The sequence below is a fragment of the Brytella acorum genome (genome assembly GCF_029309905.1).
GTDB classification, from domain to species: domain Bacteria; phylum Pseudomonadota; class Alphaproteobacteria; order Acetobacterales; family Acetobacteraceae; genus Brytella; species Brytella acorum.
This window is the reverse complement of sequence record NZ_JARBJP010000002.1, coordinates 419,199-435,438: the sequence shown is the minus strand read 5'-3', so window position 1 is coordinate 435,438 and position 16,240 is coordinate 419,199. Positions and strand designations below refer to the sequence as shown.

The window sequence follows — 16,240 nt, the reverse complement described above, 5'->3', positions numbered from 1 at the left end:
GATCAGTCCTCCAGAATCCGGTCCTGTCGCACACGATGCGTCAGAGCCGGAGTCGCGTTCTTCTCCCTTGCCGCAGAACCACGGCCGGAAAGCGAAGGGTTATGCATGAAATAGTCATGCGCGGAAAATGGCGTCGCGCCAGGAGCCACACGCTTCCACGTTCCATCGGAATGGAGCAGCCAGGATTGCAGACTGTCTTTGAGATCCATCGTCATGACCTGACCGAGAATCTGCGCATGCACCGTTGGATTATAGATCGGCACCATGCTCTCGACGCGCCAGTCCATGTTGCGCCCCATCCAGTCCGCCGAGGAAATATAGAGTTTCGCCTGATGAGATGGCAGGCGGTGCCCGTTTCCGAAGGCGAAAATCCGCGCATGCTCTAGGAAGCGCCCGACGATGGAACGCACCTCGATGTTCTCCGAAAGCCCCGGTACACCCGGTCGCAGACAGCATATGCCGCGGATGATGCAGGCAATCTTCACGCCCGCCTGTGACGCCGTATAGAGCGCATCAATCAGTTCAGGATCGACAAGACTGTTCATCTTCAGCCAAATCCGCCCCGGTCGCCCGGCCTCGGCATGCGCCTGCTCGTCCGCGATGAGACCGATCAGGGTCTTGCGCAACGTGATCGGAGCGAACGCGATGCTCTCCATTTTGGTCGGCGCCGCATAGCCCGTCATGTAGTTGAACAGGCGCGCGGAATCGCCCGTCAGGCGGGGATCGCAGGTGAAGAAGGACAGGTCGGTATAAATACGCGCCGTGACCGGATGGTAGTTTCCGGTCCCGAAATGCGCGTAGGACCGCATGTTGGAGCCTTCGCGACGCACGACGAGGCTGAGCTTCGCATGCGTCTTGAGGTTTACGAATCCGAATACGACCTGAACGCCCGCGGCCTCGAGTGCACGCGAAAGGCGAATATTCGCTTCCTCGTCGAAACGGGCACGGAGTTCCACCATCGCCGTCACGGATTTCCCTGACTCGGCCGCTTCGATCAGGGCGCGGACGATCGGGCTGTCACGCGACGTTCGGTAAAGCGTCTGCTTGATAGCGACGACGTTCGGATCGCGCGCCGCCTGCTTGATGAACTGCACCACCACGTCGAAGCTCTCGAACGGGTGGTGAACGACGATATCCTTGGCGCGGATCGCGGCGAAACAGTCGCCGTCGTAATCCAGAATGCGCTGGGGAAATCTCGGGGTGTAAGGCGGGAAAACCAGATCCGGTCGATCCGACACGATGAGCTGCTTGAGATCGACGACCCCGACCATATCGGTCTGGACGAAAATATCTTCCTCCGAAACGTCGAGCTCCTCGGCGAACTCACGTCCGAGCGCCATCGGAAGATGGGCGTCCAGCGCCAGATGGATGCCGACGCCGCGACGACGTTGCTTGAGCGCCGTTTCGTACGACCGGACGAGATCTTCGGCCTCGTCCTCGAATTCGACATCCGAATCGCGGATGACGCGAACCACGCCGCCCTCGGCAATCGTCATGCCGGGAAAAAGCCGCCCGATGGACAGGCGGATAATATCTTCGAGCAGGATGAAGCGCGCGGTCGGCTGCTTTTCCGCCTCCGCTTTCGGCGTCGACAAACGAATGAAGCGGCTGAGCTGCGCGGGCAGAAGAATGAGCGCCCGCATACTGAAAGCCGGATTGACCGCCTTGGTCAGACGCAGGAGCAGCGCCATGCCGAGATTCGGAATGAACGGTGTCGGATGCGAAGGGTCCACCGCCAGCGGCGTGAGAACGGGGAAAATACGTTCATCAAAAATCGAATCGACTTCGGCCCGCTCGGCGTCACTCAGCGTCTCGGGCGCGATCAGTTCGATTCCACCCTCATCGAGCTCCGAGCGCAGCGCGTGCCAGATACGCTGCTGCTCACGCAGGAGCCACGACAACCCCTCACGAACCCGCGTCAGCTGCTGAGCAGGCGTCAGCCCGTCCGCCGATGTCGTCACCAACCCTTCACGCACCTGCCCGACCAGACCGGCCACGCGAACCGAATAGAACTCGTCGAGGTTGCTCGCGCTGATCGACAGAAAGCGCACGCGCTCCAGCAACGGGTTCCGACGGTTCTCCGCCTCCTCGATCACGCGCTGGTTGAAGTCCAGCCAGGAAAGCTCGCGATTGATGAACCGCTTGGGCGACGTCGATGTGACATCCGTTTCCGCTTTGGGGCGACGGATGGTGCGCCGACGGGGCGCACGTATCCGGCGTATCGCCGAAGCTCCCTTAATCGTGACGGAATTTTGGTTATCTTGGGGATGCTCGGTGTCCACGTCAGAGTCCTCTGCAATAATCAGTGAAGCATCATGATGACCGCAATGCCTGTCAAACGTCGAAATTAAGTCAACGCGCGTCACGCCGACTTTCATCGGGCGCCGTCTGTGTTTCTTCCGGTTTCAGCAGATCTGCCAGGACATGCCGGGCCATCGTCCGGGTGACGGGTCGTCTCTGGGCCAGGGCTGCGGCATCGAGCTGCTCGACGGCCTCCAGAAGCGCGCTCCCCGTGCGTGGCAGACGGCGGCACAGCCAGTCCGTCACATGCTGACCGACGACCAGTTGCCGTTCCGCGAGCAGCCGCAGCAGAACGGTGGCACGCAGCGTATCTTCCGGTTTCCCGACCGCGACCGCGACCGTCGCGCGCAGACGGCTCGCAAGATCGGGAAGCGCCACGTCCAGACGCGAAGGCGGCGCGACGCCCGCCATAAGGACATGCGCCCGGCTGTCGCGGGCCATGTTCAGAAGGTGCAGTAGCGCCCGCTCATCTCCGACGGCGCCGACATTGTCCAGCGCGAGAGCCCCCGGGACCGCTTTCGGCTCCATCGTCACAGAATCCAGAAGCCGCGCATCCATGACGCGCGCGCCGCGACGCGACGCCCAGACATGCAGAAGATGGGTCTTGCCGCAGCCTTCGGGACCCCAGAGCCACAAACGGCGATCGGGCCATTCCTCCTGCGCAAGCCATGCCCGGGCGTCCGCATTGCTTCTCGCCCGCACGAAACGCGCCTCGGTCATGTCGGCGGGCGGTCGCAGCGCGAAGGCGAACTGCTCCCTGCCTTCCGGTTCCGAACGCTGATCTCGTGCCATGCCAGCGCTGCCTTTCCTGAAAATATATGTTCGTGCGCGATACGATACACACGCGAGTGCTTTGCCTTGCGCCTTGTGTCCTTATAGAAGGACGCGACAAACGACCATCGACCGCCAAGCGAGACGCATCATGACCTCCATCGATTCTTCCGCCCCGTCCGGAACAAGCTATCGCGAAGCCGGTGTCGATATCGAGGCCGGAGATGCGCTGGTCGAAGCCATCAAGCCCGCCGCCCGCAGCACGAACCGTCCCGGCACGATGGGCGGCCTCGGCGGTTTCGGCGCATTGTTCGATCTCAAGGCCGCCGGTTTCAACGACCCGGTTCTCGTCAGTTGCACGGATGGCGTCGGCACGAAACTGATGCTCGCCATCGAAAGCGGCCAGCATGACACCGTGGGCATCGATCTCGTCGCCATGTGCGTCAACGATCTCGTCGTGCAGGGCGCCCAGCCGCTGTTCTTTCTCGACTATCTCGCGACCGGCAAGCTGGCGGTCGCGGATGCCGCCCGCGTCGTCAGCGGCATCGCACAGGCATGCCGCGAGTCCGGCTGCGCGCTGGTCGGCGGAGAGACGGCCGAAATGCCGGGCATGTACGCCCCCGGCCACTACGATCTCGCGGGCTTCAGCGTCGGCGCCGCCGAACGTGACGCCCTCCTCCCGCGCGGAATCAAGGCGGGCGACGCCCTGATCGCCCTGCCGTCATCCGGCGTGCACTCCAACGGCTACTCCCTGGTCCGCAGCGTCGTACGCATGAGCGGACTGGGCTGGAATGACGACGCGCCCTTCGCACGCGGCGAGACACTGGGCAGCGCCCTGCTCCGCCCGACCGCGCTCTACGTCAACACGGTCATGGCGCTGCATGCGCGCGGCCTGCTGCACGGCTGCGCGCACATCACCGGCGGCGGTCTGCCCGGCAATCTGCCGCGCGTGTTTCCGGAAGGTCTCGGCGCCCGCATCGAAGCCTCGACCTGGCCCATCCCGCCGGTGTTCCAGTGGCTGGCGCAGGTCGGCGATATCGCGCCCGATGAAATGCTGCGCGTCTTCAACTGCGGCGTCGGCATGGTTCTCATCACGCCGGACCCGGACGCCGTGCTGGCCGAACTCCATGCGCGCGGTGAGGTGGGCTACATGATCGGCTCGGTGATCGAGAGCGACACGGCGTATGCCCTGCACGGCACGCCCGATTTCGCCGCCTGATCGGCCAGGCCGATGACCGTCAAACACCCGATCGCCATTCTGATCAGCGGGCGTGGCAGCAATATGCGTGCCCTGATCGAGGCATGCGCCAGGCCTGACTATCCGGCCCGCATCGCCCTCGTCCTCAGCAACCGCGCCGACGCCACGGGAATTGAAGTCGCCCGCCAAGCGGGGCTGCCGACAAAAATCATCGAATCGAAGCCTTTAGGACGTAACCGCCTCGCCCATGAAGAGCAGGTCAACGCGGCCCTCGAAGAGGCTGGCGTCGAAGTTGTCTGCCTCGCCGGTTACATGCGCGTCCTGACGCCTTTTCTCGTCGGTGCCTGGAAAGGCCGCATGCTGAACATCCATCCCAGCCTTCTGCCGGCATTTCCGGGTCTGGATACTCATGAACGCGCCATCGAGGCCGGCATGACGCGCCATGGATGCACGGTCCATCTCGTGACCGACGGCGTCGACGAAGGGCCGATCCTCGGTCAGGCCGAGGTCCCCGTTCATCCCGATGACACGCCGCATGGGCTGGCCGCGCGCGTGCTCGAGGAGGAACACCGCCTGTATCCCGCAACCCTTGCGACTTTTCTGCTAAACCGCGCAATCTCGGCGAGATGACGTCACAGCAGTTCGATCGGTTCGCACGACTGGCCGTGATCGCCTGCATCGCGCTCGCGGCGCTGATCGTATCGCTCCATAGTGTCGCGATCCCCTACGCTCTGTGGCAGGGCGACGAGTATGACTATTTCCATAACCTGAGGACGCAGGGACCGGCCTTTTTCTGGCAACGCCTCCTGCTGTGGAGCCCGCGCCCGCTCTCTGAAACCGCCATCGCCCTGTATGGGCTCGCGGTCGCGCATTGGAATCGTCCGCTGATCGGCTGGGCTCTGGGTATCGTCTGGTCCTTATGCGCGATCCTGGCATTCGGCCCGGCTTTGCTGGGCAAAGGGCAGCCCTTCGCCCGTCTCTTCCTCGTCGCCTTCGCGGCCATGCTGGTATTTCTTGGCCATCCTGTCGCGGACCTTCATTACTGGCCGATGGCGGCGGTCGCGCATCTTCCGGTGGTCGCCGCGGCAACCGGTCTCTCCCTCACCCTGATCGTGGGCAAAAGCACGCCACGGCTTGAAGCGCTCTATCTCTCCATCGCCGCGGCTTCGAGCGAAGCGGGCGTTTTCCTGGCCGGAAGCTATCTGGTTCTTCGCGGTATCGGCGTGACCGCGCGGCGGGAATCTCCACGTGACTGGGCATGGCTGAGCCTGCCGGCCATTCTGGGCGCCATCATCGTCTGGCGGCTGATGATGGGTCGCGCCGGGATGCCCCACCCGCACGACACACCCACCCAGGGCAATGCGCTCGCCAGCCTGCGCGCTGCCATACGCCCGTTCATCCACAACCTTCTGATGCTGCAACCCGACGAAATCAGCGCTGGCGGAACCACAGGGGGTTCAGTCCGGGACGGCGTCCTTCTGAAGCTCCTGATCGCCGTCGGCGCCGCGGCCTTGTGCCGTGCGACGGGATGGCGTCCGCGGCTCTCCCGACTTGCCTGTCTCGTCGCCGCGCTGATGGCGACGTCCTTTCTAACCATCGCCGCCGCGGATTACGAGTTCGGCTTCCTGTGCTGCCAGAGGCATGAGACGCTGCGTCTGGATTTCAGCGAACTCATCGCCTTGCTCCTGGGCGCCGGAGCCGTCCGTTTTTTCCCGAGCGGTCGGGATCGCGCCCTCATGATCGCCTGTGCTGCCATGACGCTGTTCACCGCCGAGACGATGCGCTGGCGCTGGCCCGGCCTGCACCTGTTCCTGGCGAGCCGCGCTCTCGAAGCCGATGCCCGGCAGAAGACGTGGCTGTCCGGTCGATCTGCAGGCCCCCTCATGACGATGAGTCAGGGAACGAACTCATCCCTTTTCTATTATTGGCCCTGGGAGCCGGGCGACTACAAGGCGGGCGGTCCCGGCTGGGACGTGCAGTCGATGATGAAGTTCTTCGGAAAGCAGGAAGTCATCGTCCGGCCCGCCATGCCCGTGTCGATCCCGACCCGGGTGCACTGATTCTCGCGTCGCATCCTCGCGTCTCAGTCCGGATTCAGACCAGCCAGAAGAAACGCAGCAGCTTCATCTCCGTCATGTAGCCGACAGCGACCAGATAGAAAGCGAACAGGCCGATCTCCGCCATGGATGTCCGCGCGGCCCGACTGTTCGGGAACAACAGCGTGGCGCACACTGCGACAGGCAGGAAATACCGGCCCTGCACGCCATCGATTCCGTCATGCCCGACCGGCGTCCAGATCATGTAGAGCGCGACGAAACACAGGACGACACTGCCCGCCAGCAGCACCAGAACACCGCAACGCCTGAGATAGTCGATCGGCGCGGCCGCGAAGGGGCGCGCCTTCCACAGTGCCAGGAGGCTGGCCGCGGTCATCGCCATTGTCAGAAAGCCATAATCGAAATGTGAGAGATCGATATTCAGCCGCCCTAAAACCCCGAGGCATTGTCGATATAAAGAGCCCGCCGTGACGTCGAGCGTCAGTTGAAGCGCCTTCAGAAAATGGAGCGGATGATGAAGGATGCCCAGGGCCTGCGCATGTGCATCCACATGATTGTCCGGCAGAAAACCCACCTTGGCGGGGCGGGTAAAAACAAAGCCGCACGCCATCACAATCATGCCGCTGACGATCGCCATCGCCGCCGCCATTTTCCATCGCCCGATATCAGCGACCACAGCCGACAGAAGGATGAACGGCAGATAGGATGGTTTCGCCGCGACGATCAGCCCGAGCAGCAGCGCGATCACAACAGCCCTGCCCGGCGATAATCTTTCGCGCCATCGCACCATCAGCGCGACGGCCAGGGCCGTGAAAGCGATCTGCTCCGCGTCCTGCGAACACGAGACGAACAGGCTCAGCGTCATGGGCAGGGAAAGCACCATCGCGAGCAGCAGGCGCGCACGCCCCGCCAGGGCGATGGCCCAGCCCCCCACGAACGTCGAGACCAGAAGAACGGCAAGACAGGAGGCAAAATAGGCGACAATCGCCGGAAAACCGCAGAGCCGCGCCAGCACAATCCCAAGGGCCTGCGGCAGGTAGAACGCGGGCGGATAAATGACGGTGTTGGGATATCCGGCGGGCAGAACCGGACCACCCAGCCCCTCCGACGTATTGCCCAACAGGGTCTTGAGCCGATAGGGCTGCGGCGCGCGCCCGATCCACTGGTCGTAAGACCATGCAAAACGGACGACGGATGCGGGAAGAGACGAACCCGCGTCACGCGTGTTGAGCCGGATGCCGACGAAGTCGCCCCGCGAAATCGCGACGGATTTGAGAAAATGCGTCATTTCGTCGGGCATTTGCATGGGCGGAATCGTCAGAAGAAAGACGACGCCGATGGGTAGGACCAGACAGACGTACAGGCGCGCGAGAGGCTCGTGCCAGATTGCGCGCCAGGGACCGAAAAGAAGGCGGCGCATCGTGAAAACAGGCTGCACGATGCGCATCCTCCAGACCGGTTCTTACGGGAGGATTTCGGTCTCGGCGAAGTAGAACGCGATTTCGTTCTTCGCATTTTCAAGGCTGTCCGAACCATGGACCGAATTCGCTTCGATGCTCTCGGCGAACAGCTTGCGCACGGTACCTTCAGCAGCCTGCGCCGGGTTCGTCGCACCCATCACTTCACGATGCCTGGCAACGGCGTTCTCGCCCTGCAGAACCTGCACGACCACGGGCTCGGTGATCATGGAGGACACGAGGCTGCCATAGAACGGACGCTCGGCGTGAACCGCATAGAACGCCTTGGCCTGGTCTTCCGTGAGCTTGATGCGCTTCTGGGCGACGATGCGCAGACCGGCATCCTCGAACACGGCGTTGATCTTGCCGGTCAGATTGCGGCGCGTCGCATCGGGCTTGATGATGGAAAGGGTGCGTTCCGTGGCCATGACTGTCTCCTGAGGCTTGAATTGAACGCCGGAACCGCTCCCGGTCGTTCGAAATCCGCTGCCATGTAGCCCAGAAATCGGACAGTTCAAAGGGCGTTCCATCCCTATTACGGCTCGTCAGAGATCCATTTTCAGGACATTGGCGCCCCGTCGCCCGTCAGGGTAAGAGAAAACATGCGCTTCCATCCTGCGCTGCGGCCCTCATTCCATCATGGATTTTTCAAGCCTTGAGTCTTCTGACCATCACCGATCTGACCCTTCGCATCGCCGGAAGGACTTTGCTCGACGAAGCCTCGCTGAGCGTGGACCCCGGTCGCAAGATCGGTCTCGTCGGTCGCAACGGCGCCGGAAAATCGACGCTTCTCGCCGCCATCGCAGGCGACATCTCGCCGGATGGCGGTTCCATCACGCTCTCATCGCGCGCGACGCTGGGCCGGGTGAAGCAGGAAACACCCGAAGGCGAGCAGTCCCTTATCGAGACGGTGCTGGCGGGACACCTCGAGCGCACGGCGCTGCTGCATGAAGCGGAGACCACGACGGACCCCGCGCGGCTTGCGGACGTCCATGACAGGCTGCTGGCCATCGACGCGCACAGCGCGCCCGCGCGCGCGGCCTCGATCCTCGCTGGCCTCGGATTCGACGCCAGCGCCCAGCAGCGCGCGGTGTCGGATTTCTCAGGCGGCTGGCGGATGCGCGTGGCGCTCGCAACCGCGCTGTTCCTCAACCCCGACCTGTTGCTGCTCGACGAACCGACGAACCATCTCGATATCGAAGCCACGATCTGGCTCGAAAACTGGATCCGGAACTTTCAGGGCGCGGCCATCATCGTCAGCCACGATCGCTCGCTCCTCGACAGCACGGTCAACGCCATTGCCCATCTCGATCGCGGAAAACTGTCACTGACTCCGGGCGGTTACGAGGAGTTCGTCCGTATTCGGACCGAACAGGCGCTCCAGCAGAACCGCGCCGCCGAACGCATCGCGACCCAGCGCGCCCATATGCAATCTTTCGTGGACCGTTTCCGCGCCAAGGCCACCAAAGCCCGTCAGGCGCAGGCGCGCCTGAAAGCACTCGAACGCCTGCCCCAGATCGACTCGGTCATCGAGGACACGCCGACGCGATTCGCTTTCCCCGAACCCTCGCAGCTGCCCCCTCCCATGATGACCATGGAACATGTGTCGGTGGGTTATGACGGACGCGTCGTCCTTCACGATCTGTCGCTGCGTCTCGATATGGACGATCGTATCGCCCTGTTGGGCCAGAACGGACGCGGCAAATCCACGTTCGCGAAGTTGCTGGCCGGACGCCTGACGCCGATGGCCGGGAAGTTCCAACACTCTCCCAGGCTGAAAATCGGCTATTTCGCCCAGCATCAGGGGGACGAACTCGTCCTGACCGAGACCCCCATCGACCACATGGCGAGAGCCATGCCTGACGCCCTTCCGGCAGCGGTCCGCGCGCAGCTTGCCCGCTTCGGTCTCGACGCAGGCAAGGCCGAATCGCGTGTGGGCGATCTGTCCGGCGGCGAAAAAGCGCGGCTGCTGCTGGCGCTGGCCACCCGGGACGCGCCGCATCTGCTGCTGCTCGACGAGCCGACCAACCATCTCGATCTGGACGCACGCGACGCCCTGATCCGTGCCTTGTCCGCGTTCGAGGGCGCCGTCGTGCTCGTCAGCCACGATGCCCATTTCGTCGAAGCGGTGGCGGACCGCCTCTGGCTTGTGGAAAACGGCACCATCCAGCCCTTCGACGGAGACATGGCAGCCTATCGCGGCTGGCTTCTCGAGCGCGCTCGACGTGCGGGCGACGGAGAAGAAAACCGAAGTATCGGCGAGACATCGGCCCGAAAGGACGCGCGCCGGGACCGCGCGGATCAGCGGAAAACACAGGCTCCCTTGCGTAAGGCAGCACGCGCGGCCGAGGCTCTGCTCACGCAAATTCTTCAGGACAGGAAAGCCGTCGAGGCGCGTCTGGCCGACCCCGCTCTATATGATAGAGGCGATTCCCGCGAGATCACGCGACTAAATACCGAACTCGGGGCACTCAACGCGCAACAGGAAGCCGCCGAAGAGCGTTGGCTCGAGGCTGAAGCGGCCATCGAGGCTGCCAACACCCAGTGACGCCGCACCAGCCCAACATGTTTCCACGTTCGTAAAACCTCGCTGTGCGCGAGTCTCTCTATCGAGGCCAATCTTTCATGAGTGCTGACACGTCAGGCGACCTCCCCGCCTCAAAATCCCAGGCAGACACATCCTATATTTTTCGCCTCCTCCGTTTCGCCCTGATCATCACGATCGTGATCATCGCCATCTGGCTGATCGGCGATGTCCTGACGGTCGTGTTCGCATCGGCGCTCGTCGCCGTCGTTCTGCACGGTGTGGCACGCGCCCTGCGTCGGCGCATGCCATTCATCCCCTATCAGGCGGCCGTCGGCATCGTCGCGGCGTTGATCGTACTGGGCGTGATCGCCCTGTTCTATTTCAGCGGCCCCCAGATCGGGGACCAGTTCATCAAGCTCAAGCAGGCTCTCGTTACGCAGTATGGGGAACTGAAGGGACGCATGAGCCAATCGAGCATCGGGGCGATGGTTCTGGATCACCTGCCCGAATCGCTGGGCGGCAATGAGAAAGGCAGCAGCGGCCTCGGCAATCTCGGGCTGGGCTTTGCGAATTCCGTCACCGGCATACTCAGCAGCGCCTTCGGCGTGATCGGCACCCTGCTCGTCATCCTGATCGCGGGCCTTTATTTCGCCCTGACTCCGGCCATCTACGTGGAGGGCACGCTTCGTCTCATTCCGGAACACCAGCGTCCGGGAGCGCGCAAGCTTCTCCTGGTCGCTGGCCGCACGCTATGGTCATGGACCATCGGGCAGGCCTTCGACATGCTGGTGGTCGGCGTCGCCTCGGGGATCGGACTCGCCGTGATCGGCGTGCCTCTGGCTCTCGCCCTGGGGGTGGTTGCGGGGCTGTGCAACTTCATCCCCTATATCGGCGCCATCATGGGCGCCATTCCGGCGGTCCTGATCGCGCTGTCGATGGGCACGAAAACCACCTTGACGGTGTTTGGCCTCTACTGCGTGATCCAGTTTCTCGAGGGGAACGTCCTGGCGCCTTTCATCCAGCGCCACGCCGTCCATATGCCGCCTGCCCTGGCCATCCTGTCGCAGACCGTCTTCGGATCTATCCTCGGCGTCCCGGGCCTGATCCTGGCCTCACCACTGACGGCCGCCCTGCTGGCCGTGGGTGATCGCGCGACGCCCCCGCTCGCCGATGACATGCGCGTGGGCAGGACGGTCGGCGAAACGGACCCTTCCGACGACCGGGATAAAGAGGAGAGTTCTGAAGGTCCGGACGCAAAGCGTAAAAGTTGAAATCGGTCTTTTTTTCTCTTGCTCCTGACACAGTGTCATCAACGCTGATGATGTCCGGAGCTTGAGAGGAAACGGTTCGTGTCCGCACTTCTGACGATCGGTGAAATGGCGACGGCCTGCGGTGTTTCGATCCGGAGGCTGCGTCATTTCGAAGCGCTCGGATTGCTGGCGCCACGCCGCGGCGAAAACGGCCGCCGCGCCTATGGAAAAGACGATGCGCTCGCCGTCGGGCGCATCCTGATGCTGCAAAGGGCGGGCTTTCGTCTGCGCCAGATCAGCGAGCTGATGACCAGCCCCTCTCCAGACCCCGCGGGCCTTGTGGATGGCCAGATCCTGTATATCGAACAGCGCGTGAAAGCCCTCGCGCTGGCTCTCGATCAGCTACGCGCGGCGCGGGCCTTGCTGTCCGACGGCGTAGATCTGGACCTTCCGGGCCTGTGTTCCATCATCCGGCAAGGACAGAACGTCATGAACACGCGCAACATGAAACCCGTCATCGATCATTATTTCACACCTGACGAACAGCAGAAATGGCACGAGGCGGGGCGCCGTTTCTTCCCCGGCGAGGCCCCGACCGAATACGAGGATCGCTGGGTCGCCGTCATCGCCCGCATTGAAAACGCGATCGCCCGGAACGAAAGTCCCGAACGTCCCGAAGCGCAACTGCTGCTCGAGGAGTGGCTTGCGCTTCTCGAACCTCTGGAACAGGTCATGGGTACGGAGATGCTGCAAAAGACCGGACGGATGTATGCCGAAATGGACCAGTGGCGGAACGCGGACCGTCAGGCGCCCTTCAGCCCCGAGGTCTTTGCCTTCGTCCAGGCCGCGGCCCGAGCAAAACACGGGCGAAGCTGATTGCAGCCGTAAGCTGGCTGCCTCTCCTGATCCCGCCGCTTACGGCGCCGCGCTACGCTGGTAAGCTTCATGCTCGATCAGCAGGCGCAACGGTGCATAATTCCGATCGGAAAAACTCTGCTTGCGTAAGGGTTCATCCTGGGAAAACTGAATGACGGCGGTATTGTTCCAGTCACCGCCGCTAAGACCGTTCCACAACGTGATGGAAAACGGTGCTCCCTTTTCCGGAACGATGTTGAGCACCGCGTCCCCTGTGGATGGCGGGGCGGCGTGCATCGGGCCCCAACCGGATTCATGATGCTTCAACCAGTCGTTCAGCGACGAAAGCTCGGTCGGCGACAAAGCTCTCTGCGAGCGCATCGGCCCGACAGAAACGGACGCGCTCGCGACGTTCTCGAAATGCAGGGGAGGACGCACATGCGGCAGGGCGAAGAAGAAAATCAGGGCCGAAGTCCCGACGACAATCGTCAGAAAAACCACCACCAAAAGTGTCTCTTTTCTCATCGTCCGGCGCTCCTGCTTTTTCTTTTTAGACCGCGTATGCGTTCACTTCGTGCGTGAAGCCGACCAGTTCCGGATGGCCTCAATGACCCGCTCGACTTCCTCTTGCGTCAGTTCCGGATGGATTGGAAGCGCAAGCACATGCGCTCCCAGAGCTTCCGCGACCGGCAAAGAGATCGTTTCGTCGTGCTGCTCGCGATAGGCGGGCTGGAAATGCAGCGGTTTCGGATAATAGATCGCGCTCGGAACCCCGGCCCGCGCGAGTGTGGATTGCAGGCTGTCCCGCGCATCCGCGTCCGGCAGTAAAATCGTGTAGATCGCCCATGCGCTCTGCGTGTTGGGGACGCGTGTCGGCACCTTCACGACGTCACGCAATCCTGCATCATAGGAAGAGGCGATCTCTTCACGCCGCGCAAGTTCGTCTTCGAACGCGTCGAGTTTCGCCAGCAATATGGCCGCCTGCAACGTGTCGAGACGGCCATTGATGCCGATCCGCAGAACCTCATAGCGCGTCCTGCCCTCACCATGCGTGCGCAGGGAGCGATAAAGCTCCGCCCGCTCGGGATCGTCGGTGAGGATCGCGCCTCCGTCTCCATACGCGCCCAGAGGCTTGGATGGAAAAAAGGACAATGTGGATGCCACCGCTTCGCGGCCGAGCTTACGCCCGTGATAAGCGCCGCCGAAGGACTGCGCGCAGTCGTCGAGCAGGAAGAGACCAAACTGATCGGCGATCGCCCGCAATTCATTCCACGGCGCGGGTTGCCCGAAAAGGTCGACGCCGATGATGACGCGCGGCTCCAGATCATCGGCCTCGTCGATGGCCTCGATGCGCGCCTTGAGGCTGGCTGGCGCAATCTGGAAGGTCTCAGGATCGACATCCACGAAAACGGGTGTCGCGCCCAGCAGCAAAACGACCTCGGCAGTCGCCGTATAGGTAAAGGCGGGCAGAAACACCGCATCGCCCGGCCCGATCTCTTCACCCATCAACACCATCAGCAGGGCGTCGGTCCCGGACGACACGCCGATCGCATAAGACGCGCCACAATAGGCGGCGAGGCGCTCCTCGAGTTCGACGACCTCCGGTCCCATCACGAAGCGACAGTGCTTCATGACCGTATCAACCCGCGAGCGGATGCCGCTCTCCAGCCGGGCCTGCTGTCTCGGAAGATCGAGAAATGCGATCGGAGCCGGTTTGCTCATGAATGAATGTCCTCTGCTATCGGCGGTCTTGCGGCCCGGCGGCCCGTGTCATTGCTTCGGGCGATTATGACACATGTTCAGACATGTTCCGAAATTTCAGGCATGTTCCGAAATCGACCGGGCCGCGCTGTCCGGAACCTCTCCCAAAGGGTTGTGAGCGAATTCCGGCACGAGCACCTGGAGCTGCCGCAGCGCGTCGGACGCTTTGCCCTCCCGACAGACGTCTCGCAACCGGTCCAACGCCACCGCCGCCGCATCGAGATCCACGGTACGCGGCATGGCGATTTTCAATCCGGGCTCATCGGTCGGCACCGGCGCTTCGCGCCCGTGAAAAAGCTCCTCGAAAAGCTTTTCGCCCGGCCTGAGACCGGTGAATTCGATTTGAATATCCTCATTGGGACGTAGCCCGGCCAGGCGAATCATCTGTCGTGCGAGATCGACGATTTTGACCGGATCGCCCATATCGAGAACGAAAATACCCCCTGCCTTCAACCTTTGATCGGTTTCATCGGCGCCGCCCCTGTACACCGTGCCGCGCACACTGGCCTGAAGCACGAGACTGACGGCTTCGGACACCGTCATGAAATAACGCGTCATGTCCGGATGGGTGATCGTCAAAGGCCCCCCGCGCGCCAGCTGACGCCGGAAAAGCGGAACGACGGAACCGGTGGAACCCAGTACATTGCCGAACCTGACGGTCACGCAGCGCATGCCCTGCGCAAGAGCCCGGTTCCGGATATCCAGCGCCTGACAGTAAATTTCCGCGCATCGCTTGCTGGCGCCCATCAGGCTCGAAGGATTGACGGCCTTGTCGCTCGAAATCAGCACCATGGCCTCGACACCGTGCCGCGTCGCCGCATCCGCGACGATACGGGTGCCGACCACATTGGTGAGAATGCCCTCGCAGGGATTGGCCTCGACGATCGGCACATGTTTGAGCGCCGCCGCATGAAAAACGAGCGCCGGGCGATACGTTTCCATGATCGCCTCGATGCGGGCCGCGTCCCGTACGTCCGCCACCAGGACTTCCCGGAGGACGTCAGGAGCCACCTCCGAAAGCTCCAGATCGATCTGCCACAGCTCGAATTCACCGTGATCGACCAGCAGCAGCCGGGAGGGTCGGAGTGCGGCGATCTGTCGCGCCAGCTCCGAACCGATCGTTCCTCCGGCTCCCGTCACCAGCACGACGCGCCCGCCGATCATGCGCGCCATGCCCGCATGATCCAGGGAGACCTGAGGTCGGTTCAGCAGATCTTCCAGCAGGACTTCACGCAATTCAACGCGAGAAGCCGGGGTCAGACTCGTCAGCGACGGCGAGCGCTTAACGGTCACGCCGAAACGCTGCGCGGCCTCGACAATTCCTGCCAGCACGCCGCCGCGCGTCTCCGGGTCGGTGAGAACGAGTTCCTGAGGCAGCGTTCCAAGCCGGGCGCACCGTTCAAGGACGGCGTCGCAATCCGTCAGCGTGCCCAGAATAGGAACGTTATGGATACGGCGCCCCACCTGCCCGTCCATCGCCGTAAGCAAACCGAGCGCGTGATAACGGCGCCTCTCCTCATTCTCGATCGCACGCATGAACAGGTCAGCCGTCTGGTCCGAACCAAGAAGAAGAACCCGAACCGATTCGCCACCCGCATTCAGGCGCAGGCGCGCAGCCACACGCGAAATCAGCCGAATGCCTCCCAGCCCGACCAGAAGCACGAGGGCATGGATGACAGGAAACGTCGGCGACGGAAGCGGAAACCCGGCGAGCGTGAGGATCGTGGAAAAAAGGGCGGCACTGGCCACCGAGGCACCGGCAATGCCAATCAGATCGGCCACGCCCGAAAAACGCCAGTATTGCTGCGGCATGCGAAACGGCAGTCCGCTCACGAGCAGCGTGATCGCGCCTCCCGCGACGAACCACAGCGGATGCAGCATGCCTCCATGCGGGTCGGCAAGGAAACGGGCGAATAGCACGGCGAGCCCGGACACGACGCCATCGAGCAGGACGTTGACGGCGATCCGACGAACCGAGCGCGCCCGCGCCGCTGGAGGATGGGAGACTGGGGACGTTGCCGTCAGCTCATGTTGTTGCGATGCTTCCACCCGCATCTTATAGC

Annotated in this window: 13 protein-coding genes; 6 read left to right on the top strand and 7 right to left on the bottom strand. The window is 62.8% G+C overall.

The window, feature by feature from the left end; genetic code table 11:
* Positions 1-2: 2 nt before the first annotated feature.
* The gene (locus PWM43_RS05285; RefSeq protein WP_289841742.1) at positions 3-2,213 is read right to left on the bottom strand and encodes an RNA degradosome polyphosphate kinase; all 2,211 of its coding nucleotides are present in this window, start codon (positions 2,211-2,213) and stop codon (positions 3-5) included.
* Between the two features lie 139 nt (positions 2,214-2,352).
* The gene (locus tag PWM43_RS05280; RefSeq protein WP_289841517.1) at positions 2,353-3,093 is read right to left on the bottom strand and encodes a DnaA/Hda family protein; all 741 of its coding nucleotides are present in this window, start codon (positions 3,091-3,093) and stop codon (positions 2,353-2,355) included.
* Between the two features lie 130 nt (positions 3,094-3,223).
* On the opposite strand from PWM43_RS05280, the gene purM reads away from it, so the two are divergent.
* From purM to PWM43_RS05265, 3 genes are read left to right on the top strand one after another with little or no spacing between them, the layout of a single operon-like run.
* Positions 3,224-4,291 carry a phosphoribosylformylglycinamidine cyclo-ligase gene (gene purM / locus PWM43_RS05275; RefSeq protein WP_289841516.1) on the top strand — a complete coding sequence of 356 codons (1,068 nt, stop codon included), beginning with the start codon at positions 3,224-3,226 and terminating at the stop codon, positions 4,289-4,291.
* Between the two features lie 12 nt (positions 4,292-4,303).
* Positions 4,304-4,900 (top strand): phosphoribosylglycinamide formyltransferase, encoded by a 597-nt coding sequence (gene purN, locus PWM43_RS05270; RefSeq protein ID WP_289841515.1) that lies wholly within the window; start codon positions 4,304-4,306, stop codon positions 4,898-4,900.
* Positions 4,897-6,330: a hypothetical protein gene (locus PWM43_RS05265; protein WP_289841514.1), complete on the top strand. Its 1,434-nt coding sequence runs from the start codon at positions 4,897-4,899 to the stop codon at positions 6,328-6,330. Before purN ends, PWM43_RS05265 begins: the two co-directional genes overlap by 4 nt.
* Before the next feature lie 34 nt (positions 6,331-6,364).
* On the opposite strand, the gene PWM43_RS05260 is transcribed toward PWM43_RS05265, so the two are convergent.
* Both PWM43_RS05260 and ndk read right to left on the bottom strand, forming a co-directional pair.
* Positions 6,365-7,765 carry a DUF2142 domain-containing protein gene (locus tag PWM43_RS05260; protein WP_289841513.1) on the bottom strand — a complete coding sequence of 467 codons (1,401 nt, stop codon included), beginning with the start codon at positions 7,763-7,765 and terminating at the stop codon, positions 6,365-6,367.
* Between the two features lie 24 nt (positions 7,766-7,789).
* Entirely contained in the window at positions 7,790-8,212 is a 423-nt protein-coding gene (ndk, locus tag PWM43_RS05255; protein WP_289841512.1) for a nucleoside-diphosphate kinase, read from the bottom strand.
* A gap of 227 nt (positions 8,213-8,439) precedes the next feature.
* Here ndk and PWM43_RS05250 point away from each other — a divergent pair, with 227 nt between their 5' ends.
* The 3 genes from PWM43_RS05250 (at position 8,440) to PWM43_RS05240 (ending at position 12,437) form a co-directional block, all read left to right on the top strand.
* Entirely contained in the window at positions 8,440-10,332 is a 1,893-nt protein-coding gene (locus PWM43_RS05250; RefSeq protein WP_289841511.1) for an ABC-F family ATP-binding cassette domain-containing protein, read from the top strand.
* A 77-nt stretch (positions 10,333-10,409) separates the two neighbouring features.
* Positions 10,410-11,582 carry an AI-2E family transporter gene (locus tag PWM43_RS05245; protein WP_289841510.1) on the top strand — a complete coding sequence of 391 codons (1,173 nt, stop codon included), beginning with the start codon at positions 10,410-10,412 and terminating at the stop codon, positions 11,580-11,582.
* Positions 11,583-11,660: 78 nt separating this feature from the next.
* Positions 11,661-12,437, top strand: a complete 777-nt coding sequence (locus tag PWM43_RS05240) for a MerR family transcriptional regulator (protein WP_289841509.1) — start codon at positions 11,661-11,663, stop codon at positions 12,435-12,437.
* A gap of 39 nt (positions 12,438-12,476) precedes the next feature.
* On the opposite strand, the gene PWM43_RS05235 is transcribed toward PWM43_RS05240, so the two are convergent.
* From PWM43_RS05235 to PWM43_RS05225, 3 genes are all read right to left on the bottom strand, one after another.
* The gene (locus PWM43_RS05235) at positions 12,477-12,941 is read right to left on the bottom strand and encodes a hypothetical protein (protein WP_289841508.1); all 465 of its coding nucleotides are present in this window, start codon (positions 12,939-12,941) and stop codon (positions 12,477-12,479) included.
* 42 nt (positions 12,942-12,983) lie between these two features.
* Positions 12,984-14,138, bottom strand: a complete 1,155-nt coding sequence (locus PWM43_RS05230) for a DegT/DnrJ/EryC1/StrS family aminotransferase (protein ID WP_289841507.1) — start codon at positions 14,136-14,138, stop codon at positions 12,984-12,986.
* 96 nt (positions 14,139-14,234) lie between these two features.
* Entirely contained in the window at positions 14,235-16,232 is a 1,998-nt protein-coding gene (locus PWM43_RS05225) for a polysaccharide biosynthesis protein (RefSeq protein WP_289843705.1), read from the bottom strand.
* Between the last annotated feature and the right edge of the window lie 8 nt (positions 16,233-16,240).

Excerpts from the sequence above, each read along its gene's own strand:
- purM (WP_289841516.1), top strand. The coding sequence starts at position 3,224 with ATGACCTCCATCGATTCTTCCGCCCCGTCCGGAACAAGCTATCGCGAA.
- PWM43_RS05265 (WP_289841514.1), top strand. The coding sequence starts at position 4,897 with ATGACGTCACAGCAGTTCGATCGGTTCGCACGACTGGCCGTGATCGCC.
- PWM43_RS05235 (WP_289841508.1), bottom strand. The coding sequence starts at position 12,941 with ATGAGAAAAGAGACACTTTTGGTGGTGGTTTTTCTGACGATTGTCGTC.
- purN (WP_289841515.1), top strand. The coding sequence starts at position 4,304 with ATGACCGTCAAACACCCGATCGCCATTCTGATCAGCGGGCGTGGCAGC.
- PWM43_RS05225 (WP_289843705.1), bottom strand. The coding sequence starts at position 16,232 with ATGCGGGTGGAAGCATCGCAACAACATGAGCTGACGGCAACGTCCCCA.
- PWM43_RS05280 (WP_289841517.1), bottom strand. The coding sequence starts at position 3,093 with ATGGCACGAGATCAGCGTTCGGAACCGGAAGGCAGGGAGCAGTTCGCC.
- ndk (WP_289841512.1), bottom strand. The coding sequence starts at position 8,212 with ATGGCCACGGAACGCACCCTTTCCATCATCAAGCCCGATGCGACGCGC.
- PWM43_RS05245 (WP_289841510.1), top strand. The coding sequence starts at position 10,410 with ATGAGTGCTGACACGTCAGGCGACCTCCCCGCCTCAAAATCCCAGGCA.
- PWM43_RS05230 (WP_289841507.1), bottom strand. The coding sequence starts at position 14,138 with ATGAGCAAACCGGCTCCGATCGCATTTCTCGATCTTCCGAGACAGCAG.